Origin of the sequence: Pseudoalteromonas sp. SS15 (assembly GCF_049257195.1) — a bacterium.
Classification (GTDB): domain Bacteria; phylum Pseudomonadota; class Gammaproteobacteria; order Enterobacterales; family Alteromonadaceae; genus Pseudoalteromonas.
In genome coordinates, this window is sequence record NZ_JBMMUD010000010.1 from 13,512 (window position 1) to 39,280 (window position 25,769).

Below are 25,769 nucleotides of genomic sequence, written 5' to 3' on the forward strand. Positions count from 1 at the left end.
TCAAGATGAGTGATAGAAACGTTCAAAGTGAAATAACCAATAAGCTATTGATAGCAGCGGTAGTTATAGTGGCGTCAATCGCAATTGCATTGCAAATTTTAGGTGTTCCATTGAGTGGTGAAAATGCGATTGGGTTAGGCTTGCCTTTCGTCATCACTCTAGCGGTTATGTTTTATTTAAAGCAAAGTTTCAGCACTTATGCTGCACAATTAGAAACGGTTGATAGTGCAATAAACTTGTTAAAGTTTAAAGATGAAGAAGCCGCACAGCGATTACACTTAGATGCCTACCCTCAATTTCGTACTTTGTTGGTTTCAGATGATACAGAAGCAGAGCAGGTGGATGATGGCCAACTTGTTGAAAGCATGATTAGTGCGCTACAAGTATGTCAGGCAAATATTATGATTGCCGACGCTGATTTAAACATAAGTTACCTGAATGATTCAGTAACAGATATGCTCTCTGCTAATGAACATAAATTACAAAGAGATCTCCCTAATTTCAATGTCGCCTCTTTATTGGGTCAGAACATTGATGTTTTCCATAAAAACCCAAGTCACCAAAGAGGCTTACTAGCTAATTTAAGAACGGTTTATAAGACTCAAATTAATGTGGCTGGCCTTACATTTGACTTGATTGCGACGCCTGTGTTTGATGCTGAACAGCAGCGTATCGCTACACTGGTAGAATGGAAAGATATCACTGAACAATTAGCGAATGAAAAAGAAAAGCAAGAGATGGCAGCAAATAATGCGCGTATTTCAAGCGCATTAGATGTGTGTCAAGCAAATGTCATGTTGGCTGACACAGACCTAAATATTGTCTTTGCAAACCATTCAGTACTTGAAATGTTGAGTAACAATCAAGCGCAGTTACGCACAGCACTACCAAACTTTGATGCAAGTAATTTAATTGGAGAAAACATTGATGTTTTCCATGCAAATCCAGCGCACCAAAGACAGATGCTTAATGCTTTAACAGATACTTATAAAACAGATATTAATGTTGCTGGGTTTACTTTTGGATTAATCGCCACCCCTGTTTATGATGATCAAGGCGAGAAAGTAGGTACCGTAGTCGAGTGGGACGACAAGACCCAACGACTAGCTGCTGAAGAAGCAGCTGCTAAGCTAGCGAATGAAAATTCACGTGTTAAAAGTGCACTCGACAATGTCACTACAAATGCCATGATAGCCGATGCAGAATTTAACATTGTGTATTTAAATGACGCTGTTGTAAGCATGATGCGCAATGCAGAAAATGACCTCAAGAAAGACTTGCCTAACTTTGATTCATCAAAGTTATTGGGTGCTAATATAGATATTTTCCATAAGAACCCTGCGCATCAAAGGGCAATGCTAGAAAGGCTAAGTTCTACATATAAAACAGAAATTGTTGTCGGTGGAAGAACTTTTGCTTTGGTCGCAAACCCGGTTTTCAACGATGAAAATGAAAGAATTGGCACTATCGTAGAGTGGAATGACAGAACTAGTGAAGTCGTGATAGAAAAAGAGGTTGCAGATCTTGTTAGTGCAGCTTCAGAAGGTAACTTGACCCAGAGAATTAATGAATCGGGTAAGGAAGGCTTCTACCTCAGATTATCACAAGGCTTAAATCAACTAGTTAGTATCGTTGATGATGCAGTAACAGACACTGCACAAATGCTTGATGCGTTGGCGAATGGTGATTTAACACAAAGAATTACACAGGAATATCACGGCTCATTTGATAAGTTGAAACGCGATGCGAATGTTACGGCTGATAAATTAACTGAGGTCATCAATCGCATTAGTTCGTCCGCGACTCTTGTGGCCAGTGGGGCTGAAGAAATCTCGCAAGGTAATGCCGACCTAAGTCAGCGTACAGAAGAACAGGCATCTTCGCTTGAAGAAACAGCCTCAAGTATGGAGCAAATGACAAGTACTGTTCGTCAGAATGCAGATAATGCAAAAGTTGCCAATGAGCTTGCAGAAGAAACAAGCTCCAAGGCAATGCAAGGTGGCGAAGTTGTTAACCGTGCAGTACAGAGTATGTCAGGAATTAATGAATCTAGTAAAAAGATTGCTGATATCATTGGGGTTATTGATGAGATTGCTTTCCAAACCAATCTGCTTGCATTAAATGCAGCTGTGGAAGCGGCTAGAGCTGGCGAACAAGGACGAGGCTTCGCGGTTGTGGCAGGTGAGGTTAGAAACTTGGCACAGCGTTCAGCTGGAGCTGCGAAAGAAATCAAAGACTTGATCCGCGATAGTGTAAGTAAAGTTGAAGACGGAACACTACTCGTGAATGAGTCAGGTGAAACGTTGAAGGACATTGTCGCGTCGGTGAAGCGTGTTACTGACATGATTTCAGATATTGCTGAAGCATCTGTTGAACAAAGTTCTGGTATTGAGCAAGTCAATAAAGCCGTGACACAAATGGACGAAATGACGCAACAAAATGCGGCATTAGTAGAAGAGGCATCTGCTGCAGGTGAGTCTATGGCTGAGCAAGCTAATGATATGCGCCGTTTGCTTAATTTCTTTACAATCGATGACTCGACTTCAACATCGATGATGCTTTCAGAGGCTAAGCCAAACAAAGCACCAGCGAGAATAGCTCCGACGCCTTCGGCTGTTCAAGAAACTAAGTCAGAGATCCAGTCTCCTGTGAATCCTGTAGCGACTGCTAATCAATTCGCAGATAGCTCTGATGAATGGGAAGAGTTTTAATTAGGTATGAAGAAGGTGCTTATAGTGAGCACCTTCAAATCTTAAATACACCTTTCTTGTTGAGTCACTCGTTTAAGTGTTGCCTGTTTATAGGATAAATGATGAGAGAATTTGCACTATCTGATCAGGATTTTCAGACCATTGCACAAAAAGTCTATAAAGCATGTGGTATTGTTCTTGGTCCTCATAAAAGGGAAATGGTTTATTCAAGACTGGCGAGGCGTATTAGGGCAAATCAGTTGGATTCATTTTCTTCATATTTAAGTTTCTTAGAAGAGAATGAAGAACAAGAGTTCAGTCAATTTATCAACGCTATCACGACAAACCTCACTTCATTCTTTCGAGAAAATCATCATTTTGAATATCTATCGAATACGGTTATTCCTAAGCTTCTAGAAGAAAATAAACGCTCAAAGAGAATACGTATTTGGTCAGCTGGCTGTTCTACAGGTGAAGAACCCTATAGTATCGCCATGACAATCGCAAACCGTTTCCCGTCTGATTGGGATGTGAAGATTCTCGCTACAGATTTAGATTCCAATGTACTCTCAAAGGCGCAAAGTGGTGTTTATGATGCTGGCAATGTGACCGGACTTGATGATGACGTTTTGAAAAAGTGGTTTTTGAAGAGCTCTGACAATCATGCGTATAAGGTTAAGCCAAGCCTGCAGTCATTAATCTTTTTTAAAAGGCTAAATTTACTTGAAAAATGGCCAATGAAGGGACCTTTTGATGTGATTTTCTGCAGAAATGTGTTGATTTACTTTGACAAGGAAACAAAAGATAAGTTGTTTAGAGGCTACCACCAAATGCTAGGTGAAGACGGGCACTTATTTATTGGCCACTCAGAAACCATGGGTAAAGAACATCATGAGTTTAAAAATTTAGGTCGCACCATGTATCAAAAGGTTTAGTATGGATAATCGATTTAAGCCGGTTATCAGCGGCTTTGAGCACGTCAAACGTTTTTGGGATTCAGGAAGAGGCTGTGTGATAGCCAAAGTGTTACCAGGAGAGTTCTATGTCTCAAAAAATGATGAGCTAATCTCAACTGTACTAGGATCATGTATTGCTGCTTGTGTATATGATGATAAATTGGGCGTAGGTGGGATGAACCACTTTATGCTGCCAGCAGCAAAAGGGATTAAAGAAATTCATGCAGATGATTTAACTTGCCGTTATGGAAACTGGGCAATGGAATACCTAATCAATGAAGTGCTCAAGAACGGCGCATCAAAAGCTAATCTGAAAGTTAAACTGTTTGGTGGTGGTAAAATAATTCGCTCTATGACAGATATTGGTGTCGGTAATATTCGTTTCGCAAATGCTTACATACAAGAGGAAGGACTCGAGTTGGTTTCTCATGATGTCGGTGGTCCATGGCCACGCAAAGTGGTATTTCATCCACAAACTGGTCGTGCACAAGTCAAGAAATTAAGAGAAATGCATAACGACACGATTGAAAGACGAGAAGTGCGTTATTTACATGATATTGAATCGCAAGATGCACAGACAGATATTGAGCTGTTTTAGGAGTTGGCATGATAAAAGTTTTAATTGTTGATGACTCGCCTTTAATCCGAGGGATACTGACAGAGGTGATCCAGCAGGCTAATGATCTTGAAGTGGTAGGTAGTGCTGAGGACCCTTACCAAGCGAGAGAGATGATAAAGTCGCTTAATCCAGATGTGATTACGCTAGATATTGAAATGCCCAAAATGGATGGTATCAGCTTTTTAAGAAACCTGATGCGTCTTCGTCCTATGCCTGTTGTGATGATTTCAACTTTAACGCAACAAGGCTCACCTATTACGTTAGAGGCACTCGAAATTGGTGCCGTTGACTTTATTGCCAAACCCAAAGTCAATGTAGCTGAACAGCTGCAACACTATGCAGAAACAGTGCAAGAAAAAGTACGCACAGCTGCAACTGCCCGCTTACGGCCGTATCGTACTTCTGAGGCAGCAGCGCATAAAGCACAATTACCAACAGGGCAGGCGTTCGAGCGAAACTCGATTATTGCTATTGGTGCTTCAACAGGTGGCACTGAGGCAATTAAAGAGGTTTTGGTTCAGATGCCAAAAGATGCACCACCTATCGTCATTACTCAGCATATTCCTCCTGTATTTAGCACGTCGTTTGCAATGAGGATGGATAAGACCTGTGCAATGCATGTTAAAGAAGCTGAAGATGGAGATATTCTTGAGTTTGGCAAAGTTTATATTGCGCCAGGTGATAAACACTTAAAAGTGGTCAGTAAAGGGCTAAATAAAGTCTGTGTGTTAGATGATGGCGAGCTCGTCAATAGACATAAACCAGCGGTAGATGTGTTGTTTGATTCCTTGAAGCCATTTGCAAAATATGTATCAGCAGTGCTACTGACAGGCATGGGGAGCGATGGTGCAAGAGGGATGTTAGGCTTGTTAGAAGCAGGAGCTAAAACTGCTGCACAAGATGAGCAAACGTCAGTTGTTTGGGGGATGCCAAAAGCGGCTGTAGATATGAACGCTGCACAAAAAGTGCTACCACTACAAAGTGTGGCAGCACATTTGCTCAAGTCTACTAGTCGTTAGTTTGCAACACCCAAGGCTGCGAAAACCAATAAAACTGACCTGTGTGTTTGATAGAAGGGGCTGTACAGTTATAACGTGTACGGCCTTTTTTAATGTTTTTAGGTGAAGTGACCGACACCCTTTTCTCGTTTTTCCAAATAATATCAGCACGTCCAATACCTGACACGAAACATGCAAACTGAGATTTGTAAAAATCTTTACTGGCAAACTCGATCTCAATAGTAGGTGTTGTATTAGTTGTCACAGAGTCAGTGTAAGCAAGTTCAGAGATTGCAAAAGGCAGAGAGTGCAATTTGGTTTTTAAGGTATCTAACTTACTGTAAAAGCCCGATGCAGGGTATCGTGGGACGCGTGTATAGTCGGTAAATTTTGATACCGCACCAGAGTGCTGTCCAATACCAATAAAACCGAGTTCTTTGACGAGGTTTTGTAGTGGTCTATTGAACTCACCATAGGGGTAGGCGAGTAACTTTACATTATGACCCACTTCTTCTTTGATGCGCTTTTCTGAGAATAGGATATCGTCACGGACACGTTTCAACCATTGCGCTTGGGTTTCACTGTCTTGTTTTAAATGTAAGTAATCATGCTTCGCGCTGTGATTGGCAATTAATGCACCGCGTTTTGCTAAAGCTCTGAGCTCCTCCCAAGTCATCACATACGATTTATTTTCATCGATAAGCTGAGGGTTTACAAAAATTGTATACGGGTAGCCAAATGTTTCAAGAATGGGAGCCGCTTGCTCAATGTTATTGTCGTAACCATCATCAAAAGTGATGGCCACGGTTTTGGCAGGCAGTGCCTTACCTTGTTGTGTATGCTGGAGTAACTTATCCAAGTGAATAACATTAAAGTTATTGTCTTTAAGGTAGGTTAAGTGGGTTTTAAACGTTTCTTCACTCACTGATGTTACCGCTGGTAACTTTTCGCTGACGTGGTGATACTGTAAGATCACCGCTGATAGTGATGGGTTTGAAAACAATAACAAAGCGAAAACAAAACAATGAAAAAGATATTTAAAAATCATAAAACGCACCATATAAGTTTGCTATTGCTAGCGGGTCCGATGATTTTATCAAATATATCTGTGCCATTGTTAGGGTTAGTTGATACAGCGGTGATTGGCCACTTATCAGAAGCTCACTTTCTGGCAGGTATCGCATTAGGGTCGGGCAGTATTTCACTGGTTTTTTGGCTTGCGAGCTTTCTAAGGATGAGTGCCACGGGCGTGCTTGCGCAGTCTTATGGAGCAAAAAACTGGCCTAGATTACAACAACAGCTTTTAGCGAGTTTATTGATTGCCTGGACTTTTTCAATCTCATTAATCCTTCTATCTCCTTGGTTATTAGATGGCATAAAAGCTTTATCAAATGCTTCCCAGGATGTGTTTGTCCAAGCACAAAGCTATTTTGAAATTCGAATATTTAGTGCACCTGCGGCGATGACGAATTTGGTGCTTTTGGGTCTTATGCTGGGTATGCAATACGGAAAAGGACCATTCTACTTACTGCTATTTACAAATATCACAAACATTATTTTAGATGTACTGTTTGTGATTGGTTTTGGTTGGCAAGTGGCAGGCGCTGCTTGGGCATCGGTGATTGCTGATTACACGGCACTGCTAGTCGCAGTCGTATTAATTAAAAAGCAACTGGCACAGCACCAAGTTAATTGGCGTTGGTTACTGCCAAACAAAGCGCAGTTTTTTGCATTGTTATCATTAAATCGAGATATTTTTATTCGCTCACTGTTATTGCAGCTCTGCTTTAGTTTTATGACTTTTTATGGCGCACGATTGGGCGAAACGACCCTGGCGGTCAATGCCGTTTTATTAAACTTTTTAATGTTGGTGAGTTTTGCTTTAGATGGTATTGCGTATGCTGCAGAAGCAAAAGTAGGTCAGGCAAAGGGGGAGGGCTCAGAAGCAAAAGTGAAAATTTGGGTCAACTTAAGTTTGTTTTGGGGTGCTGTATTCGCGTTGCTCTATAGCTTAATCTTTGCTGTGTTTGGTTTAAGTATCGTCAAGCTTTTAACAAATATTCCAGAGGTTATCAGTGCCTCAACAACTTATCTATTCTGGCTTATTCTTTTACCGCTATTGGCAATGTGGTGCTTTATATTCGATGGGGTTTTTGTCGGTTTAACTCGGGCTCAAGATATGCGCAATAGTATGTTCTTTTCTGCTATTTTTGGGTTTATGGTGCCTATTTGGCTAACATTAGAGTATGAGAACCACGGTCTGTGGTTTGCCATGAGTTGCTTTATGTTATTGAGAGGCGTTACTTTGGCTTATCGTTATCGTCAAATTCAACGGCAGGGTTTATTGTTGCAATAACTTGTGAGAAGCGGTTAGCAAAGATACCTAAATAACCCCAACCCGCAAAGAAAATTGCTGGCGCGAGAAATATTAGACCAATTATTTGCACCCAGGGTTGGTGATAATAACCCCAAGCAATAAAAGCAACTGCGACAGCAAACAGCCCCAAACCGATAAAAAAGCGTTTGAGGCTGAGTTTAGGTTGTTGCCCTAGACGGTAAATAATGGGCTTCAACATAATTAGTAGTAAGAGTGCTCACCAGCTTGGTGCTCTGTGATATCACGTACCCCTGTGATCTCTTCGAACTTAGCAACCATCTCTTTCTCGATGCCTTCTTTTAACGTTACATCGATCATTGAACAACCATTACAGCCACCACCAAATTGCACCACAGCGATACCTTCAGCTGTAATTTCAACTAGGCTTACTTGGCCGCCATGATTGGCAAGTTGTGGGTTTACCTCAGTCGTTAGCATATGCTCAACTCGCTCAGCTAAAGAAGCATCATCTTTAAGACGCTTAGCTTTCGCATTAGGCGCTTTAAGTGTTAACTGAGTTCCCATTTTGTCAGTTACGAAGTCGATTTCAGCTTCATCCAAAAATGGCGCGCTTTCTTCATCAACAACAGCATCGAAACCATTAAATGGTAGGCGAATATCAGTTTCTTCAACAGCATCAGGTGGACAGTAAGACACACCACATTCAGCTTGAGAAGTACCAGGGTTTACAACGAAAACACGAATGTTTGTGCCTTCAGTTTGATCAGCCAATAGCTTGGCAAAGTGACTTTGTGCAGTTTCAGAAATTGTGATCATAATCGAACTATACTTGACTAAATTACTCGGTTAATGGCTATGATACTCCGCTGGTGGCATTGTCGCCAGTGTTGAACGTAAAAATTTGGCTTATCTGATTTGGCTTGTTAGCTTACTTGCTACAATTTTAAGCAAAAGGTTTTAGTATGCGCACGCTCCTCGCACTCACATTGTTTTGCTGCACTTACTTATTCTCAAGTAGTGCAATAGCAAAACCGGTTTCCTATTACTTCCAACAGAATGTCCAGTTTGATCCTGCTATTCCAAAGCCTGAAGAGGTATTAGGTTATCAAGTCGGCCAGTGGCATGTGCGTCATAACCAATTGGTTCAGTATATGCGGGTGTTAGCTGAAAAAAGCCCAAGAGTGAGTATTGAAACCATAGGTTTTAGTCATGAGCAGCGACCGCTACTGCTACTAAAGTTTAGTCAACCAGAGAATATTGCTCAGTTAGATCAGCTTCGTGAGCAGCATCGCGCACAAGTTTTTGCAAAGCAGTCAGCGAAAAATCTACCCGCTTTTATTTGGATGGGGTATAGCGTGCATGGCAACGAATCATCTGGCAGTAATGCCGCTTTATTAGTTGCTTATTATTTAGCCGCAGCACAAGGAGAAGCAGTAGAGCAACTGCTAAATAACTCTGTGGTGTTACTAGATCCTGCCTTAAACCCTGATGGTTTGGCTCGTTTCGCTCAATGGGCAAATAGTAATAGAGGGCAAACCTTATCTGCAGACCCGCAACATAGAGAGCATGTTGAGCAGTGGCCTTCAGGTCGCACAAACCATTACATGTTCGATTTGAACAGAGACTGGTTGTTATTACAGCATCCAGAATCACGCGCTCGAATCGCCGCATTTCATAAATGGCAGCCACATGTCTTAACGGACTTTCATGAAATGGGCCCTAACAGCACGTATTTCTTCCAGCCGGGGATCCCAACGCGTACTCATCCACTTACGCCCAAGCAAAACACCCAGTTAACAACAGCGCTGGCAGATTTTCATGCGCAAGCTTTAGATGCACAAAATCAGCTTTATTTTACACAAGAGAGCTTTGATGACTTTTACTACGGCAAGGGCTCAACTTATCCTGATATAAATGGCTCGGTAGGCATTTTATTTGAGCAGGCAAGTAGTCGAGGCCATGTTCAAGAGACCATTAATGGTCAACTAACATTTGCACAAAGCATTAAAAACCAAGTTACAACCAGCTTGTCAACCTTTGCGGGCGCGATGGCAAACAAGCAGCAATTAATTGACTACAAGAATAACTTCTACCACCAAGCTGAAACTTTGGCTGATAAAGAGAAGTTTATGGGCTATGTCGTTGCCAAGGGTCAAGATCCACAACGTTTCAATGAGTTTATGTCTGTGCTGTCACAGCATCAAATTAAAGCGTATGGCTTAAATAAAGCCATCAAAGCATCTGATCAAAGCTTCGCTCGGGGTGATGTGTATATTCCATTGAAACAAGCGCAATTCCGTTTAATTAAAGCCATTTTTTCTGAGCAAACAAACTTTCAAGACAATACGTTTTATGATGTATCGGGTTGGACACTACCACATGCTTACAACTTAAAGTTTGGTCAAGTATCTAGCCGCTGGGGTCTAGATGTATCAAAGCAAGCTTGGCAGTCAGAAGATACTGGTTTTTCTGCAGTCAAAGAGAGTTATGCTTATGCATTTGATTGGCAGCCAAGCGCAGCGCCTAAGCTATTAAATGCACTATTACAGCAAGGGATTGACGCACGTGTTGCACTTAAAGGTTTTAAAGCAAAAACGGCACTAGGAAATCGAGAATTCAAAGCGGGAAGTATTGTTGTCGCTTCAGGTGTGCAAAAGCAATCTGACATTGTGACCATCATGCAACGAGCACAAGCTGACTATGGCGTACAAATTCACGCAATTCAAAGTGGCTTAACCAGCGAAGGCGTTGATCTAGGCTCTCGTCAGTTAAGACCAATTAAAGCTCCGAAAGTCTTACTAGTAGGGGGGGCTGGCAGCAGTCAATATGAAGTGGGCGAAGTTTGGTACCATTTAGATACGCAGTTAGGTATAGCGCCGACTCTCATAGAGCAAGATAGATTGCACCGTGTAGAACTTTCTAAATACACACACATTATCTTAGCCCATGGCAGTTATCGTCGTATGTCAGAAAAAGCCAAAACTAAAATTGCTGCCTGGGTGAGTAAAGGCGGAGTGATCTGGGGCCACAAAGGCGGTGCTAAATGGTTAGTTGATAATCAACTTCTGAGCGCACAATTGATCTCGCCTAAGCAAGTGGCAGAGCAGTTTGATACTGCTGGTTTAAGTTATGGAGATAGAGAAGTTTTATCAGGTAAGCAGCGTATTGCTGGTGCTATCTTTGCGTCAAAACTTGATTTAACACACCCACTCAGTTTTGGTTATGAGCGTGAATTGCTGCCGTTATTTAAAAATAGCACACAGCTGTTTGAGATGCCCGGCAAGCCATTTCTAACGGTTAGCCAATATCAGTCAAAACCTTTATTGGCAGGATATGCTGCTACAGAAAATGTCACTCAAATTGCAAACACGGCAGCATTGATAGGCCACCGTTATGGTCAGGGCAGTGTTGTTGGTATGATCGATAACCCTGTGTTTAGAGGTTTCTGGAAAGGCAGCAGCCGTTTACTAACGAATACATTATTTTTTGGTCACACTTTGGCTGTGCAAGGGCGTTAATGCTGTGGCATAAGCCCATATCTCATCAGCGCCTGCTGTATAACACGCTTTTGCAGCAGCGTTGATAGTCGACCCTGTGGTGATCACATCATCGATGATCGCCACTTTCTTACCTTTTAGATTTTGCTCCACTTCAAATGCGCGTTTTACATTTTGCTTGCGTTGTTTGAGACTCAAACCACTTTGCGCTTTTGTGGCATTGATGCGTCTTAAAGTATCGGTACTTACTTTTGTATGAGGTAAATGACTCAACCAGGTCTGTGCAACTTGGTTAAATCCACGGTCGATTAAACGGTTTTTATGAAGCGGTAAAATGATATATAAATCGGGTGAGAAGGTGGATGTACTTTCAAAGTGAGCAAGTTGAGTCGCAATAACTGCATTGATAGCCGTTTGATAATGGCTCTGTTTGGTGAACTTAAATTCACTCAGCCATTGTTTCATAGCACCTTGATACCAAGCACATGCCATTAATCCATGACAATAAGGCAAATTAAAAATGCGTGCTATGTCAGGCTGGAATAGTAAGTTTGGCTGTTCTAATGAGATAAAAGGAAAGTCTGAGAGACAAAGTTGACAGATCCCTTCGTTACTTGAAAGTGGGTTATGGCACATATGGCAGTGACTTGGGAATAAGGCATCTGCTAAATTTCTTAATAGTGACATTGTGTTCATCCTTGGTATCAGTATCATACGTTTAAGTTTGGCTTAGAGTACAAATAATGCAAAAAGAGATAGTGCTACTTCATGGCTGGGGTATGAACCGACAGGTTTGGCAGTTATTAGAGCAAGAATTACAAGGTGTTGTTGAAGGGCAGGTAAAAAGTTTAGACTTACCGGGCTTTGGCCATGCTCAGATGCCAGAACAACCATACTCACTTGCCTCCGCTGCAGCGCTTATTGCTGAACAACTAGCTGATAATTCAACCTTAGTTGGTTGGTCACTTGGTGGCTTGATTGCGCTTCACATTGCAAAGTACTATCCACAAAAGGTAAATAAAGTAGTATTGATCGCTTCAACGCCGTTCTTTGCTGAATCAGATAATTGGTCAGGTATTAAGGTAGAGGTGTTAGAAAACTTTAAAGCACAATTACTCGAGAATAGTGCCAAGACCATAGAGCGTTTTTTAGCGATACAAGCTATGGGGTCAGAACACGCTAAGCAAGATGTTAAGCAATTAAGAGCTTGGTTATTAGAAGCACCAGAGGCAAATTCCGAAGCCTTGAGTACAGGGCTTGATATTCTTTTAAATGATGATTACCGGGACGTTTTTAGTACGCTTGAACAGCCAATATATGGCTTATTTGGTAAACTAGATTCTTTAGTGCCAAGACGAAGTATTACAAAGATGAAGGCTTTAAATAGCAACTTCCAGGTAGAGGTTTTGTCTAAAGCATCACATGCGCCTTTTATCTCACACCGAACAGAAAGTTTAAATTTCCTAAAATCAGTACTTTAGTAAAAAGCGGCAAAAAATTGCCGCTTTTTACTTCCGAAAACTTTATTTTGCACTACATTTGCGCAATAATTAAACATATTTAGATTTTTGCAAAGGTGCTTATTATGCCAATTGGTGACGTGCTAAATAATGGTATAGACGGTTACAACCGCGCCAGTCAAGGTATTGAACGCGCTACGGCAGAGATAAATCGTGCTGCGGTAACCGAACAAGATGAATCTCAACTTGCACAACAACGTCAGTTGCAAGGTGCTAGCCCCGACGAAGCTGTCACTGCGCCTGTATCTCAGCCTGCAAAAATTGATGAGGCTTTAGTTAATCTCAAAGTTGAAGAGTTTAATGCTAAAGCAAACACTCAATCGATCCGAACAGCGGACGAGGCTTTAGGAACAATAATAGATATTTCAGTCTAATTCTAATGAATATTGTAACGCCGCAGCCGGCGATTAATCTTAATACTTCAAACGTCTACACAGAAACTGCTAGGCGAGACAACCAGCTGCGCGAAGTGATACCTAAACCAGCCCCTTCCAATGCAAGTCATTCCGAAAATAAGGCACTGAATGACGGTGACAAATCGCGTCCTCAACTTGCTGATGACGGCGGTACTTACGACAGTACAGGTCAGTTGCAACAAAATAAGGTTATTGCAGAAGATGGTGAGGATCAAAATTCAGAGCAAGAAAACTCTAATTCTGAAGAAGAGAATTCAGAACAAGAACAGCGCAAAGAAGAGGCCGAACAGCAGCAAATTTTAGAGTTAAAGGCACGAGATCGCGAGGTTAGACTTCACGAAGAAGCGCATGCGCGTGTCGGCGGACAATACGCTGGCTCGCCAAGTTATGAGTTTCAGCGAGGGCCAGATGGCAATAATTATGCGATTGGCGGTCAGGTGATGATTGATGTTGCTGAGATCCCTGACAATCCACGTGCAACCATAGACAAGATGCAAACAGTACGCGCAGCTGCACTCGCCCCAGCTGAGCCCTCTGGCGCTGATCGAGCAATTGCTGCAGATGCAACCCAAAAATTAGCATCAGCTCAAGCTGAATTAGCTAAAGAGTCGATTAACGGTGAGGAGCAGGAAAAGAAAGCCTCTTCGATAGGCGCATATCAAACCCGCCGTTTGAGTGAAGATTCAGAAAGAAGTTCTGAAGTTGAGCCTAATGATAGAGCAGCCTTACAAAGTGCCTCTGAACCATATTCTGTCGCGTTGCCAATAGCAGCAGACCCTGAAATTCAGGCAAGATCTTTACGAATTAACGATTTTTATCAGCATGTCGCTGTGCCAAACCCTATTAGTAATTTCTCTTTGAACGTTTAGAAAGCAATCTTTTTATAGCATATGTAATGCTTAATAAAACACAAGTCACTTTTTACGGAATATGCTTGTGAGCTGAGAGTAATAAATTATGCTGCTGTGTTTTTACGTATCTTTTGTTTTAGAGAATATTGGAATAAGAATTAGGTTCGATAGCTTTAGCAAACAATAGACCAGCTTCTAATTGAAGATCTGGTCTATTGTTAAAAGTATTATTACTTTTTCAATTTAGCAAATGCTTCAGCAAAGGCATTGCCCATTGCAGCATTACCAGCCTCTTTTTTAGGACGCTGTCCTTTAGTTTGTTTGTTAGCAGGTTTGTTTTGCTGAGATTTGCTCGAAGTAGACTTACCCTGAGGCGCGGCCTGCTGCACTTCATCATCTAGGCGCATTGTAAAGCTAATGCGTTTTCTAGCTACATCAACTTCTAACACTTTCACTTTTACAATATCACCGGCTTTTACGACTTCGCGCGGATCTGAAATAAATTTATTGGTGATCGCAGAAATGTGAACTAGACCATCTTGGTGTACGCCGACATCAACAAAAGCGCCAAAGTTAGCCACATTTGACACCACACCTTCTAAAATCATGCCGACTTTAAGATCTTGAATGGTTTCAACACCGGCTTTGAAGACCGCCGTTTTGAATTCAGGGCGAGGGTCGCGGCCCGGCTTGTCTAGTTCAGAAATGATGTCAGTGACAGTTGGTAAACCAAATTTGTCATTCGTGAATTGAGCAGGCTCTAGCTGTTTTAAAACTTCGCTGTTACCGATCAGGTCGCTCACTTCGATATTTTTTTCAGTACAGATCTGTTTAACCACAGGATACGCTTCAGGATGAACCGCTGAGCTATCAAGTGGATCAGCACCATTCACGATACGTAAGAAACCGGCTGCTTGTTCGAAGGCTTTAGGCCCTAAGCGCGCGACCTTTTTCAATTGCGTGCGGTTATTGAATGAACCGTTTTCATCTCTGAACTGCACAATATTGCTTGCCAGCGTTTTGTTTAAACCTGAGACGCGGGTAAGCAATGGCACTGACGCGGTATTAACATCAACACCCACCGAGTTTACACAGTCTTCAACTACAGAGATCAGTGACTGACCTAGCTGACTTTGAGAAACATCGTGTTGGTATTGGCCTACACCAATTGATTTAGGCTCAATTTTTACCAGCTCTGCAAGCGGGTCTTGTAGTCGGCGAGCAATTGAAACTGCACCTCGTAACGACACGTCTAAATTTGGGAATTCATTTGCGGCAAACTCTGAGGCAGAGTAAACAGATGCACCTGCTTCACTGACCATGATTTTGCTTATGTTGAGCTCTTTGTTGTTAGCCAGTAGTTCAGCTGCAAGTTTATCTGTCTCACGAGAAGCAGTACCGTTGCCAATGGCGATTAGCTCTACTTTATGTTGGCGACATAATTGCTCTAAAGTACGAACTGACTTGTCCCAATGATTTTGCGGTGCATGTGGGAAGATAGTATTCGTAGTTAACAGCTTACCTGTCGCATCAACTACAGCCACTTTGCAGCCTGTACGCAGGCCAGGATCGATCCCCATAGTTACGCGAGGACCAGCTGGGGCTGCCATCAATAGGTCCTTTAAGTTCTTGGCAAATACATCAATGGCTTGTGTCTCTGCTTTTTCACGCATGGTCCCTAAAAACTCATTTTCTAGGTGCAGAGATAGTTTTACTTTCCAAGCCCATTGAACCACTGACATTAACCAAGCACTTGCTGTTGCTGAGCTTACATTTAATTGGTAATGATCAGCGATGATTTGTGCACAATACTGTGCTGGGTTTTCGCTGCTCGGCTCAGGGTTAATGTTTAACTGTAATATGCCTTCGTTGCGGGCACGAAGCATAGCTAACGCACGATGCGAAGGGACTTTCGTGAGCTTCTCTGAATGCTCAAAGTAGTCGCGGTATTTAGTACCAGCGTCTTCTTGGCCTTTAATTACTTTAGCTTCGATCACACCTTGTGTGTCGATTTGTTTTCTAAGCTTTGCCAGTAACTTAGCATCTTCGGCGAAGCGTTCAATTAAGATAAATTTAGCACCGTCTAGTGCCGCTTTGACATCTTCAATGCCTTTTTCAGCATTTACGAATTGAGCCGCGTGGCTTTCAGGGTCTAAATCAGCATCCTTATAAAGGGCATCCGCAAGAGGCTCTAAACCTGCTTCAATGGCAATTTGACCTTTAGTACGGCGCTTAGGCTTGTAGGGTAGATATAAATCTTCTAACTCGGTTTTACTCTGCGCGCTATTGATATCACCGGCAAGGGCATCACTTAACTTACCTTGCTCGGAAATGGTATCAAGAATGAAGCGTCTTCTGTCTTCTAGTTCTCTTAAATAACCAAGTCGTTGTTCTAGAAGACGAAGTTGCGTGTCGTCTAGACCGCCGGTTACTTCTTTACGGTAACGAGCAATAAATGGAACTGTGGCACCTTCATCAAGAAGTGCAGTGGCAGCAATGACTTGCTGTTCTTTTGCATTTAGCTCTTGTGCCAAACGTGCAGAGATGTTGCTCATGCAAAATCCTTATAAATTCAGATGTATACGTGCTGTCTAAGCGTATTTTATGTGGGCGATCATAGCATAGCGTCTATGAATAAGAAGCTTATTTACGGTATTCGATAGTATTTACATACCAGAGTTTTTCTCCCTCTGGTGTGCGCACGACAAACTCGTCGTCGACTTCCTTACCTAATAGTGCTCGTGCCATTGGTGCGTCTATAGAAATATAGTCTTTTCGGTCATAAATTTCATCTGGACCGACAATTCTGAAACGCTTTATTTCTTCTTGCTCATTTTCAATTTCCACCCAAGCGCCAAAGTACACTTTACCGGCTTGTTGTGGGTCATATTGGACAATCTTTAAATCGGGCAAACGTTTTCTTAAATAGCGTACCCTACGGTCTATCTGTCGCAATAAACGCTTATTAAAGGTGTAATCAGCATTCTCAGAGCGATCACCTAAGCTGGCTGCCCAATTCACTATTTTGGTGATTTCAGGGCGTTTTTCATACCAGAGGTGGTCATGCTCTTTTTGCAGTTGGTTATAACCCTCAGGGGTAATTAAATTGGTTTTCATACATAAACTAGGGTCATTTCTACTCCACTGACACGGTAATAAAAAATCATCTGGGTGTCGAGCTAGCAAAATATTAAAAAATTGTAATGTTCGGTAACAAAACTCTTCATAGTAATGGTGTCGAGAAATCACATTTTCAATTATATTAAGCAAAGATATTGGATAAAAAGAAGAAATCAATCATGGGAAATGAAACTACCAAGGTATTAGTTGTCGACGATGATATGCGTTTACGCAGTTTGTTAGAGCGTTATCTCGTTGAACAAGGTTTTATTGTTCGTGCTGCGGCTAACAGTGAGCAAATGGATCGCTTACTGGAGCGCGAAAACTTCCATTTAATGGTGTTAGATTTAATGCTTCCTGGCGAAGATGGCTTGTCTATTTGCCGTCGCCTGCGTCAAAAAGAGAACGAGATCCCAATCGTTATGTTGACTGCTAAAGGTGATGAAGTTGACCGTATCATAGGGTTAGAGTTAGGGGCTGATGATTACATCCCTAAACCATTTAACCCAAGAGAGTTATTAGCGCGTATCAAGGCAATTTTACGTCGTCGTGCCAAAGAAGTGCCGGGTGCACCAGCTGCCGAAGAAAACGAAGTAGAGTTTGGTATTTTTAAACTGAACCTGGCGACCCGTGAAATGCAAAAGGGCGATGAAGTTATCTCGCTTACCAGTGGTGAATTTGCGGTATTGAAGGCTTTGGTGAGCCATCCAAGAGAGCCATTGAGTCGTGACAAATTAATGAACCTTGCACGTGGCCGTGATTACAGTGCCCTTGAGCGTAGTATCGACGTTCAAGTGTCGCGCTTGCGCCGCATGATCGAAGAAGATGCAGCTAACCCAAGATATATTCAAACTGTTTGGGGTCTGGGTTATGTGTTTGTGCCAGACGGTGAAAAGTAGTTTCGTTTATGAGCTTTTTTCCACGTAGCGCGTTTGGGCAAACGGTTTTCTTTGTTGGTGCTTTATTGCTTATCAACCAAATCGTTTCTTATATCACAGTGACACTGTATGTGTTTAAGCCAACCTTCGAGCAAGTGAATTTGATGTTGGCTAAGCAAGTCAAAACAGTATTCATTGATTGGGAAGAAGGGGTCGAAATAAACAAAGCGACCTCAGATAAGTTCTTTGAAATCACGGGTATTGAAGTCATGACCCAAAGGCAAGCCTATATGAACGGTTTAGAGAAAGCCAAAGAATATAGCTTGTTGTCAAAGAGTATGTCTGAGCAGCTTAATGGCTCTGCAAGAGTGCGGATCAGCCAAGGCGACCCAGTGGTCTATTGGGTAGAAGCGCCGCAAGCGCCTGGCTACTGGGTGAGGGTACCACTGACAGGCTTTAGTGAAACAAAAATGGAGTTTTTGATTTTCTACCTGTCGAGTATTGGCTTTCTAAGTGTATTGGGGGGCTGGTGGTTTGCAAGACACCTTAACCGTCCTCTTAAGGCACTTCAAACGGCGGCTGGTCGAGTCGGTGTAGGAGACTTTTCTACTCGACTCGTGGAGCGAGGATCAACGGAAGTTGTTGAAGTAACACAAGCATTTAACAAAATGTCGAAAGGCATTGCTGAACTTGAGAATGACCGACGTCTTTTGATGGCCGGTGTTTCTCATGACTTGCGTACCCCATTGACCCGTATTCGCTTAGCGACTGAAATGATGTCAGACGAAGAAGACTACTTAAAAGAAGGGATCATTGATGACATTGAAGATATGAATGCCATTATTGACCAGTTTATCGAGTATCTTCGTCACCACAACAGCGGTGAGATGCACCCTGATGATGTGAATAGTTTAGTGTCTGAGGTGGTGCATGCTGAGCAGCAACATCAGCGTGAAATTAATTTAACAGCCGCTGAGAGTTTACCAAGAGTGATCATGAATACGGTTGCGTTAAAACGCGTTGTCACCAATATGATAGAAAATGCCATTCGTTATTCCGATGAGGCCATTGATGTCAGTACCGCATACAACCCGCGTAAGAAAATGGTGATTGTCACTGTGAAAGACCGTGGACCGGGTATTCCTGAAGCTGAGCTTGAGAGTGTCTTTGAGCCTTTTAAGCAAGGAGACCAAGCAAGGGGTAGTGAAGGCAGTGGTTTAGGCTTGGCGATTATTAAACGCATAGTCGCGACACATGGCGGTACGGTGAAGCTTCGTAATCGTCAAGAAGGCGGCTTAAGTGCTGAAGTCTATTTACCGGCTTTAGCCTAATATTTGATTTAGAAAGCAAAAAGGATGGCTCAGCCATCCTTTTTTGTACGTTATTAGATGAGCAGTGCTTAAATAACGCGTGAGAATCGCGTATTTTTAATCTGCTGTTGTAAATATGCGTCAAAGCACATACAGATAATGCGAATGAATAAATTACCTTTGCTGGTGACTTCAATACGCTGCGCTGACAATGTCACCAGCTCATCTTCTGCCAGTGGTTTGAGGGCTTCTAGGGCTTCGCTAAAGTAATCGTTAAAGTCGATATTATATTTAACCTCAATCGCCTTAATATCTAATTCAAAATGACAAATAAGTTGTTTGATAACATCGGCTCTGAGCTCGTCATCATGATTCAAGCGCATGCCTTTATGGGTCGCACAGCCAATCTCGTTAATGTCTGAGTAATAAGCTTTGAGCTCTTTTTGGTTCTGCAAAATCGCATTACCAATTTGTGAAATAGATGAAACTCCTAGGCCTAACAAGTCGCAATTACCATGCGTTGTATAGCCTTGGAAGTTACGGTGAAGCTCACCATTTCTTTGCGCAACCGCAAGCTCGTCATCTTTTTTAGCAAAGTGGTCCATACCGATAAACTGATAACCTGCCTCAGTCATTTGCTGAAGCGTATTTTTGAAGATCTCAAGCTTTTGCTGCGGACTTGGCATGTCCGATTCTTTTAGTTTGCGCTGCGCGGCAAATCTATCTGGGAGGTGAGCATAGTTAAACACTGATACTCTGTCTGGGCTCAGCGCTATCAGTTGTTCAATGCTTTGCTTAAAGCTTTCTGGGGTTTGGTGAGGTAAGCCGTAGATCATATCGGTATTGATTGACTTAAACCCGAGTGCTCTTGCTTGCTTTACCAGTGCTAAAACCTCTTCGACACATTGCGGGCGGTTTACTGCAGCTTGTACTTCATCATTGAAATCTTGAATACCAAATGAAACTCGGTTGAAGCCTAAGTTTTTTAAAGTGACTAACATGTCGTCAGCAATAGAGCGTGGATCAATTTCAATACCGCGTTGCGCGCCTTCGGTGAAGTTGAAGTGTGCTTCAACAATATGAATTAGACGTGTCATCTGCTCGGCAGTTAAAAACGTTGGCGTACCGCCACCTAAATGCAATTGCTCAACGCGGTAATGCGCAAACACAGAAGACTGCGCCTGTACCTCTTTCTCTAGATGATCTAAATAGACGTCAGCTTTTGACTGATGGCGTGTGACGATTTTATTGCAACCACAGTAGTAACAAAGCTGGTGGCAAAATGGGATATGAATATAGAGCGATAATGCTTGGTTTTTTGACTGCTTCACTGCGGTATGTAAATCAGCCTGTTGATAACCGCTTTCTAATGATAATGCAGTTGGATAAGAGGTATATCTTGGTCCAGATACATTATATTTTTTGATTAGGGATTCATCCCAAGTTGGTAAATTAATCACGATACGCACTCATCTATTAGATTAGAGCGTGTAGTGTATGACGAGAAGTGAAGGTCGGTTTTGATCTGTAGCAAAGCAGGGCATAAATCATGCCCTGCTCAGAATAGTTAAAGCTTGAATTGGTTTACCGTACTATTAAGTGATTTAGCCAATCCATTTAGATCATGTGCTTCATCAGCCAAAGTGTGAGCGTGATTAGCAGTGCTGTTAACTAGGTCATTAATTGCATTTAAGCTGGTGTTTATGTCTTCAGCCACAATAGTCTGCTGCTCAGTCGCGGTTGCAATCTGATGGCTCTGATCTTGAACCGTTGCCACAGAGCTGGCAATTTCTTGCAATGAATCGAGCACTTCTTGTGTCTGTGATACAGAGCCTTCAGCCTGATCTTGGCCTTGTTGCATCATAGTGGATGCTTGCTGTGCAATTTGTTGTAGTCGCGTGATCATATTGCGAATATCGTCTGTTGATTCTTGCGTCCTACTCGCCAGCGAGCGCACTTCATCAGCGACTACTGCGAAGCCTCGACCTTGTTCACCGGCACGTGCCGCTTCAATCGCTGCGTTGAGTGCCAGTAAATTGGTTTGCTCGGCAATGCCATTGATCACGTCAATCACCGCGCCAATGTTAGTGGTTTCTTTTTCAAGACCTGCAACAACTTTCGCAGCCTCACCGATGTGGCTAGCCAATTCAGTCATCACTGTTTGTGCTTGGCTTGAGCGTGTCGCACCGTCGTTCGTCATGCGTTGTACTTGCTCAGCAGCGTGACTTGCTTCTTGTGCATTGCGTGAGATTTCAGTCACAGTTGCAGCCATTTCTGTTACCGCAGCACTGACACTGTCAACTTGCTCTTTCTCTTGTTGGATCTCACTATTGGTACTGGCAGACACAGAGCTTAATTGCTCAGAGGCATGACCTAGTTGAGAGGCTTGTTGTGCCGTGGTTTGCATCATGGCACGCAGCTTTTCGATAAAGGTGTTCATATGGGAAGCAAGCTGACCAACTTCATCATTGCTTTCAATATTGATCCGACGCGTTAAGTCGCCTTCACCTGACGCAATGTCACGCATAGTGTCAGCAAGAGACACAATCGGTTTGGTGATCATCTGTGTCGCCCATAAGATCATAAGAACCACAATGCTGATAATCACTAGGAAGGCGATCACGGTACTCATGACGGCTTCATTTACTGGCTCTTCAATAAATGATACTGGGATCATGACACCCACATGCCAATCGAGTAATGGCTCATCGAGTTTCACGCTGTTATACACCACGTAATAGTCTTGCCCTTTGAAGGTAACAACTGATGTGCCTGACTCATTATTTTTAATCTCAGAGTTTAATGCACGGAAGCCAGTGGTATCTGCAAACTGTTTTTCTAGCCCGTCTAAGCCTTCTTTTCCATTCGGACCCTCATCGGTAATAGACAACTTGTGGCCAGTTTGCTTTGATAAATGAACAACGTTTAAGTTGTTATCTAGCAGGAAGCCGTAACCTTTGCCTTGGAAGCGGATCTGCTCAACCAGCTGGTTGATTTGTTCCATTTGCAAATCAATACCTGCGATCCCCAATAACTTACGCGATGAATTGTAGACAGGTAGCTTGATCACCGCAGATACGTCGCCTGTGTTTGCATCGACTGAAACCGGGCTTACATGCAACTTACCAATCGCCATAGCCTCTGGCCACCATCCACGCTTATAAGCAAAATATGGACGACCATCAGAGAAATGAGAAGTTCGTTCGTTTTCTTTGAAGTACTCACCTGTGATAGCAGACGCAAAGAAAGTTGACAGAACATTGTCATTATTTGCCGTCAGCCTATCAAAATCTCTATTCACTAGGCCATAACCTGGTTGGCTTGATAGCTCAGCTTCGCGCTCGGTGTATTGCTCAAAAAAGTCTACAACATGGGCACTTTGTGCAAAGGTGCTGACTAGTTCACCGTATTGGGCGAAAAACGATTCCATCGACAATTTTTCGGCATAAATGTAGCTTTGCGCTTCACGCTCTACACTGTCACGAGAAATCGTTGCTAGGTGATTTACAAAGTAGCTGGAGGCGATAATAAGCAGCACAGAAATTGTACCACCGATCAGTAGGAGTATTTTTCTCCTGAGGGATAAGTTGTTAAGCATGATATATTCTTTTTATTGGTAACCGCACTACACAATCAAATCATATCTGAGTCGCTTTGACCACAGTTAACATTAGATTGACGTTATGTTGTTCCTATAATAATACATTTGCGGTTTGAAATTAATACAGAGGTATGAGATGAAGCTAGTTGTTTTGGGGGCTGGTTGGCTGGGAAGTGCATTAATCGAGAGAGCCACACAGGCGAATTGGCAAGTTCAGGGTACCAGTCGTGGCTCAAACTCCAGTAATGCAATCATTCGACAGTTTACATTGCAAGAAGACAAGTTAATTCATTCTGTAGATTTAAAAGACGCTTATTGGGTGTGTGCTATTCCTCCGAGAGCACGTCATGCTGACAGCAATTATCTTGAAATTCTATCTGCTGCGTTAAGGTTTTCTGATGAATTAGCGTGTAAAGGGTTCTTGTTATGCTCAAGTACAGGTGTGTATTCAGAGCTAGATGGTACCTATACCGAAAGTGGTGAATTAGACAGTGAAACCACGCGTAAAGAGATTTTGCTTGCAGCAGAGCAAAAAGTATTTGATGCCAAAGGAAAGGTTTTACGTTTAGCGGGACTGGTGGGGCCAAATCGAGAACCTGGGCAGTTTGTTGCGGGTAAAACACTTAAAAGTAGCAGCCAAGCGACTGTAAACATGGTGCACCAAGCCGATGTCGTCGCCGCCATTGAGACGGTAATACTGAACTGGGCAGAAGCTAATGCTGTTTATAATGTTTGTCACCCTAACCACCCAACTCGTCAAGATTATTACCAGCAAAGATGCGCTAGGTTAGGCACACAGCCCCCTTCATTTGCCAGTGACACCGCCAGTGCAAGAGTGATAGATGGTTCAGCCATTGAAGCACTGGGATTTTGCTATCAAGCAGAGATTTAACTGTGCGTTATTTCACCTTTTTCTTAAAGGTGAGATGACCGCCTAGACGGTATTTACTGCCCGGCGAAATGAGCCGAGTAAAGCTAACAATACCATTAGCACTCCATGTTCTTCTGATCATTTGTAAGCAAGGCTCTTCGTTATATAAGCCAAGCCACTGGCAAACATCTTGGCTTGGCATAATGGCTTCAATGGTGTGTTTTGCCTCAGTCAGCGGCGCCACTGCCGAAAGGTATTCATGTGGTGTGACGATAGTAAAATCTTGTGCCAGATAATCAGGTGCAAGTGCTGGGGTGACAAAACGCTCTTCAGCTTGGAGAGCTTGGCCATTCTCGTGGTGAACAATCACGCTGCGATAGACTTTGCTGTCTATATCAACACCGAGTGCGATAGCGATAGGGGCCATGGCGGCGATTTCTTCTAGGGCTATGACCTCAGCACTGTACGCACCATTTCTCTCTTTTACTTCATCGGCGATATTTTTAATCTCCAACATAGAAGACTGTGACTTGAGGCTTGCTACAAACGTACCTAAACCCTGACTCCGCGTTAATACTCCACTGTCTGTCAATTCACTCAAAGCGCGTCTGGCGGTCATACGACTTACACTAAATTGCTCAGCAAGTTCATTTTCAGAGGGAACACGTTGGTTCTCTTTCCAAATACCAGCACTAATTTGGTCGGTGATATGCTGCTTTATCAATGCAAATTTAGGTTCGTTGGTCATACTAGATAATGAAATAGAGAGTACATGCCATTAAAAATGGCACAGATTTCTTGTATATACAAGTTTGCATGATAGGCTTATAGGCAATTAAACAAACTCAAATGAGGCTGTGATGTTTGAAGCAGATTTAGTGATCACCGATGTTAATTTGGCAACCATGGATAGCAATGTTGATGCCCCTTATGGTGCTATCGAACAGGGCGCGTTAATAATCAAAGACGATAAAATTGCTTGGCTGGGCAAGCTGAGTGACTTGCCTGAGTTCGATGCTCTAGCGACACCTGTGATTAACGCAAAAGGACAGTGGTTAACGCCTGGCCTAATTGATTGTCATACGCATATTCTTTTTGCTGGAAACCGCGCTGGTGAGTTTGAACAACGTCTAAATGGTGTTTCTTACCAAGAGATAGCACAACAAGGCGGTGGTATTGCTAGTACCGTTCGAGCAACTCGAGAGGCGGATGAAGAAACCTTGTTTGTAGCTGGGAAAAATCGCTTAAATAGCCTTATGAGTGAAGGTGTAACAACGGTTGAGAGTAAGTCGGGGTATGGCTTAGATCTAGACACTGAAATTAAATTACTTGAAGTGAATAAAGTCTTAAATGACAACCACCCAGTTGATATTCAAAGTACATTTTTGGGCGCACATGCATTACCGCCTGAATTTAAACATGACTCAGATGCATATATCGATTTAGTATGCGATGTCATGTTGCCAAAAGTGGCTGAGCTTAACTTGGCAGATGCGGTCGATGTATTCTGTGAAAATGTAGGATTCAGTTATGCGCAAACAAAGCGAGTATTTGAAAAAGCACGTCAGTTAAACTTACCTGTGAAGTGCCATGCCGAACAATTATCGAATCAACATGGCACTGAGTTGGTTGCTGAGTTTAAAGGCCTGTCGGCAGATCATATTGAGTATCTCGATGAAGCGGGTGTAAAAGCGATGGCTGATGCCGGTACGGTTGCTGTGTTATTACCTGGTGCTTTTTATTTCCTGAGAGAAACACAAATGCCACCGATTGAGTTACTTCGTCAACATAAGGTCTCGATGGCGATCGCCAGTGACTTTAACCCAGGCACCGCACCGCTGTGCTCCTTGCGCTTGATGCTGAATATGGGCTGTACCCTATTTAGATTAACACCAGAAGAGACTTTGCAGGGGGTAACGGTAAACGCTGCGAAAGCGCTAGGGCTGGCAGATCGAGGTATGCTTAAAGTGGGCATGCGAGCCGATTTAGCTCTATGGGATATTGCAACACCAGCGCAATTAAGTTATCAATTTGGTGTAAATGAGCTATCAAATTTGTGGATCTCAGGTAAACTGATCCAATAAGAAGTATTTAATTTATAGGT

At 42.6% G+C, this 25,769-nt stretch carries 22 protein-coding genes; 13 read left to right on the forward strand and 9 right to left on the reverse strand.

Going from position 1 to position 25,769, the window contains the following annotated elements:
• Nucleotides 1-5: 5 nt before the first annotated feature.
• The 4 genes from AAEU28_RS17885 to AAEU28_RS17900 all read left to right on the forward strand — a co-directional run bounded on the left by AAEU28_RS17885 (nucleotide 6) and on the right by AAEU28_RS17900 (nucleotide 5,284).
• Entirely contained in the window at nucleotides 6-2,711 is a 2,706-nt protein-coding gene (locus AAEU28_RS17885; RefSeq protein WP_421965329.1) for a methyl-accepting chemotaxis protein, read from the forward strand.
• Nucleotides 2,712-2,812: 101 nt separating this feature from the next.
• On the forward strand, nucleotides 2,813-3,625 hold the full coding sequence (locus AAEU28_RS17890; RefSeq protein ID WP_421965434.1) for a CheR family methyltransferase: 813 nt from the start codon (nucleotides 2,813-2,815) through the stop codon (nucleotides 3,623-3,625).
• 1 nt (nucleotide 3,626) lies between these two features.
• Nucleotides 3,627-4,244 (forward strand): chemoreceptor glutamine deamidase CheD, encoded by a 618-nt coding sequence (gene cheD, locus AAEU28_RS17895; RefSeq protein WP_421965330.1) that lies wholly within the window; start codon nucleotides 3,627-3,629, stop codon nucleotides 4,242-4,244.
• An 8-nt stretch (nucleotides 4,245-4,252) separates the two neighbouring features.
• Complete coding sequence (locus tag AAEU28_RS17900) at nucleotides 4,253-5,284, forward strand: protein-glutamate methylesterase/protein-glutamine glutaminase (RefSeq protein ID WP_421965331.1); 1,032 nt, start codon at nucleotides 4,253-4,255, stop codon at nucleotides 5,282-5,284.
• Here the strand turns inward: AAEU28_RS17900 and AAEU28_RS17905 are convergent.
• A complete protein-coding gene (locus tag AAEU28_RS17905) occupies nucleotides 5,274-6,311 on the reverse strand; it encodes a polysaccharide deacetylase family protein (protein WP_421965332.1) in 1,038 nt (345 codons plus the stop codon). The two genes, AAEU28_RS17900 and AAEU28_RS17905, sit on opposite strands and share 11 nt — an antisense overlap.
• Between AAEU28_RS17905 and AAEU28_RS17910 the strand changes: the two genes are divergently transcribed.
• Nucleotides 6,288-7,619 carry an MATE family efflux transporter gene (locus AAEU28_RS17910; RefSeq protein ID WP_421965333.1) on the forward strand — a complete coding sequence of 444 codons (1,332 nt, stop codon included), beginning with the start codon at nucleotides 6,288-6,290 and terminating at the stop codon, nucleotides 7,617-7,619. The genes AAEU28_RS17905 and AAEU28_RS17910 overlap by 24 nt on opposite strands.
• Here the strand turns inward: AAEU28_RS17910 and AAEU28_RS17915 are convergent.
• Together AAEU28_RS17915 and nfuA are read right to left on the reverse strand one after the other, a co-directional pair.
• A complete protein-coding gene (locus AAEU28_RS17915) occupies nucleotides 7,564-7,839 on the reverse strand; it encodes a hypothetical protein (RefSeq protein ID WP_130254198.1) in 276 nt (91 codons plus the stop codon). The genes AAEU28_RS17910 and AAEU28_RS17915 overlap by 56 nt on opposite strands.
• Before the next feature lie 2 nt (nucleotides 7,840-7,841).
• Nucleotides 7,842-8,417 carry a Fe-S biogenesis protein NfuA gene (nfuA, locus tag AAEU28_RS17920; RefSeq protein WP_138478225.1) on the reverse strand — a complete coding sequence of 192 codons (576 nt, stop codon included), beginning with the start codon at nucleotides 8,415-8,417 and terminating at the stop codon, nucleotides 7,842-7,844.
• A gap of 146 nt (nucleotides 8,418-8,563) precedes the next feature.
• On the opposite strand from nfuA, the gene AAEU28_RS17925 reads away from it, so the two are divergent.
• Complete coding sequence (locus AAEU28_RS17925) at nucleotides 8,564-11,119, forward strand: M14 metallopeptidase family protein (protein ID WP_421965334.1); 2,556 nt, start codon at nucleotides 8,564-8,566, stop codon at nucleotides 11,117-11,119.
• Here the strand turns inward: AAEU28_RS17925 and AAEU28_RS17930 are convergent.
• Complete coding sequence (locus AAEU28_RS17930; RefSeq protein ID WP_421965335.1) at nucleotides 11,081-11,785, reverse strand: ComF family protein; 705 nt, start codon at nucleotides 11,783-11,785, stop codon at nucleotides 11,081-11,083. The genes AAEU28_RS17925 and AAEU28_RS17930 overlap by 39 nt on opposite strands.
• Before the next feature lie 56 nt (nucleotides 11,786-11,841).
• On the opposite strand from AAEU28_RS17930, the gene bioH reads away from it, so the two are divergent.
• From bioH to AAEU28_RS17945, 3 genes are all read left to right on the forward strand, one after another.
• Complete coding sequence (gene bioH, locus AAEU28_RS17935; RefSeq protein ID WP_421965336.1) at nucleotides 11,842-12,579, forward strand: pimeloyl-ACP methyl ester esterase BioH; 738 nt, start codon at nucleotides 11,842-11,844, stop codon at nucleotides 12,577-12,579.
• A gap of 104 nt (nucleotides 12,580-12,683) precedes the next feature.
• On the forward strand, nucleotides 12,684-12,992 hold the full coding sequence (locus AAEU28_RS17940; RefSeq protein ID WP_421965337.1) for a hypothetical protein: 309 nt from the start codon (nucleotides 12,684-12,686) through the stop codon (nucleotides 12,990-12,992).
• 5 nt (nucleotides 12,993-12,997) lie between these two features.
• Nucleotides 12,998-13,903 (forward strand): putative metalloprotease CJM1_0395 family protein, encoded by a 906-nt coding sequence (locus tag AAEU28_RS17945; RefSeq protein ID WP_421965338.1) that lies wholly within the window; start codon nucleotides 12,998-13,000, stop codon nucleotides 13,901-13,903.
• 212 nt (nucleotides 13,904-14,115) lie between these two features.
• Here AAEU28_RS17945 and AAEU28_RS17950 read toward each other — a convergent pair whose 3' ends face one another.
• Both AAEU28_RS17950 and greB read right to left on the reverse strand, forming a co-directional pair.
• On the reverse strand, nucleotides 14,116-16,440 hold the full coding sequence (locus tag AAEU28_RS17950; RefSeq protein WP_421965339.1) for a Tex family protein: 2,325 nt from the start codon (nucleotides 16,438-16,440) through the stop codon (nucleotides 14,116-14,118).
• Nucleotides 16,441-16,528: 88 nt separating this feature from the next.
• Complete coding sequence (gene greB, locus AAEU28_RS17955) at nucleotides 16,529-17,002, reverse strand: transcription elongation factor GreB (protein ID WP_421965340.1); 474 nt, start codon at nucleotides 17,000-17,002, stop codon at nucleotides 16,529-16,531.
• A 182-nt stretch (nucleotides 17,003-17,184) separates the two neighbouring features.
• Here greB and ompR point away from each other — a divergent pair, with 182 nt between their 5' ends.
• Together ompR and envZ are read left to right on the forward strand one after the other, a co-directional pair.
• Nucleotides 17,185-17,904 carry a two-component system response regulator OmpR gene (gene ompR / locus AAEU28_RS17960; protein ID WP_058031161.1) on the forward strand — a complete coding sequence of 240 codons (720 nt, stop codon included), beginning with the start codon at nucleotides 17,185-17,187 and terminating at the stop codon, nucleotides 17,902-17,904.
• 8 nt (nucleotides 17,905-17,912) lie between these two features.
• Nucleotides 17,913-19,214, forward strand: a complete 1,302-nt coding sequence (gene envZ, locus AAEU28_RS17965) for a two-component system sensor histidine kinase EnvZ (protein ID WP_390448270.1) — start codon at nucleotides 17,913-17,915, stop codon at nucleotides 19,212-19,214.
• 68 nt (nucleotides 19,215-19,282) lie between these two features.
• On the opposite strand, the gene hemN is transcribed toward envZ, so the two are convergent.
• Entirely contained in the window at nucleotides 19,283-20,653 is a 1,371-nt protein-coding gene (gene hemN / locus AAEU28_RS17970) for an oxygen-independent coproporphyrinogen III oxidase (RefSeq protein ID WP_421965341.1), read from the reverse strand.
• Nucleotides 20,654-20,760: 107 nt separating this feature from the next.
• Nucleotides 20,761-22,791, reverse strand: coding sequence for a methyl-accepting chemotaxis protein (locus AAEU28_RS17975; RefSeq protein WP_421965342.1), 2,031 nt, complete (start codon nucleotides 22,789-22,791; stop codon nucleotides 20,761-20,763).
• A 139-nt stretch (nucleotides 22,792-22,930) separates the two neighbouring features.
• Between AAEU28_RS17975 and AAEU28_RS17980 the strand changes: the two genes are divergently transcribed.
• A complete protein-coding gene (locus AAEU28_RS17980) occupies nucleotides 22,931-23,686 on the forward strand; it encodes an NADP-binding protein (protein ID WP_421965343.1) in 756 nt (251 codons plus the stop codon).
• Nucleotides 23,687-23,693: 7 nt separating this feature from the next.
• Here AAEU28_RS17980 and hutC read toward each other — a convergent pair whose 3' ends face one another.
• Nucleotides 23,694-24,413: a histidine utilization repressor gene (gene hutC, locus AAEU28_RS17985; RefSeq protein WP_421965344.1), complete on the reverse strand. Its 720-nt coding sequence runs from the start codon at nucleotides 24,411-24,413 to the stop codon at nucleotides 23,694-23,696.
• A gap of 112 nt (nucleotides 24,414-24,525) precedes the next feature.
• Between hutC and hutI the strand changes: the two genes are divergently transcribed.
• Nucleotides 24,526-25,749: an imidazolonepropionase gene (hutI, locus tag AAEU28_RS17990; RefSeq protein ID WP_421965345.1), complete on the forward strand. Its 1,224-nt coding sequence runs from the start codon at nucleotides 24,526-24,528 to the stop codon at nucleotides 25,747-25,749.
• The last annotated feature ends 20 nt before the right edge of the window (nucleotides 25,750-25,769 follow it).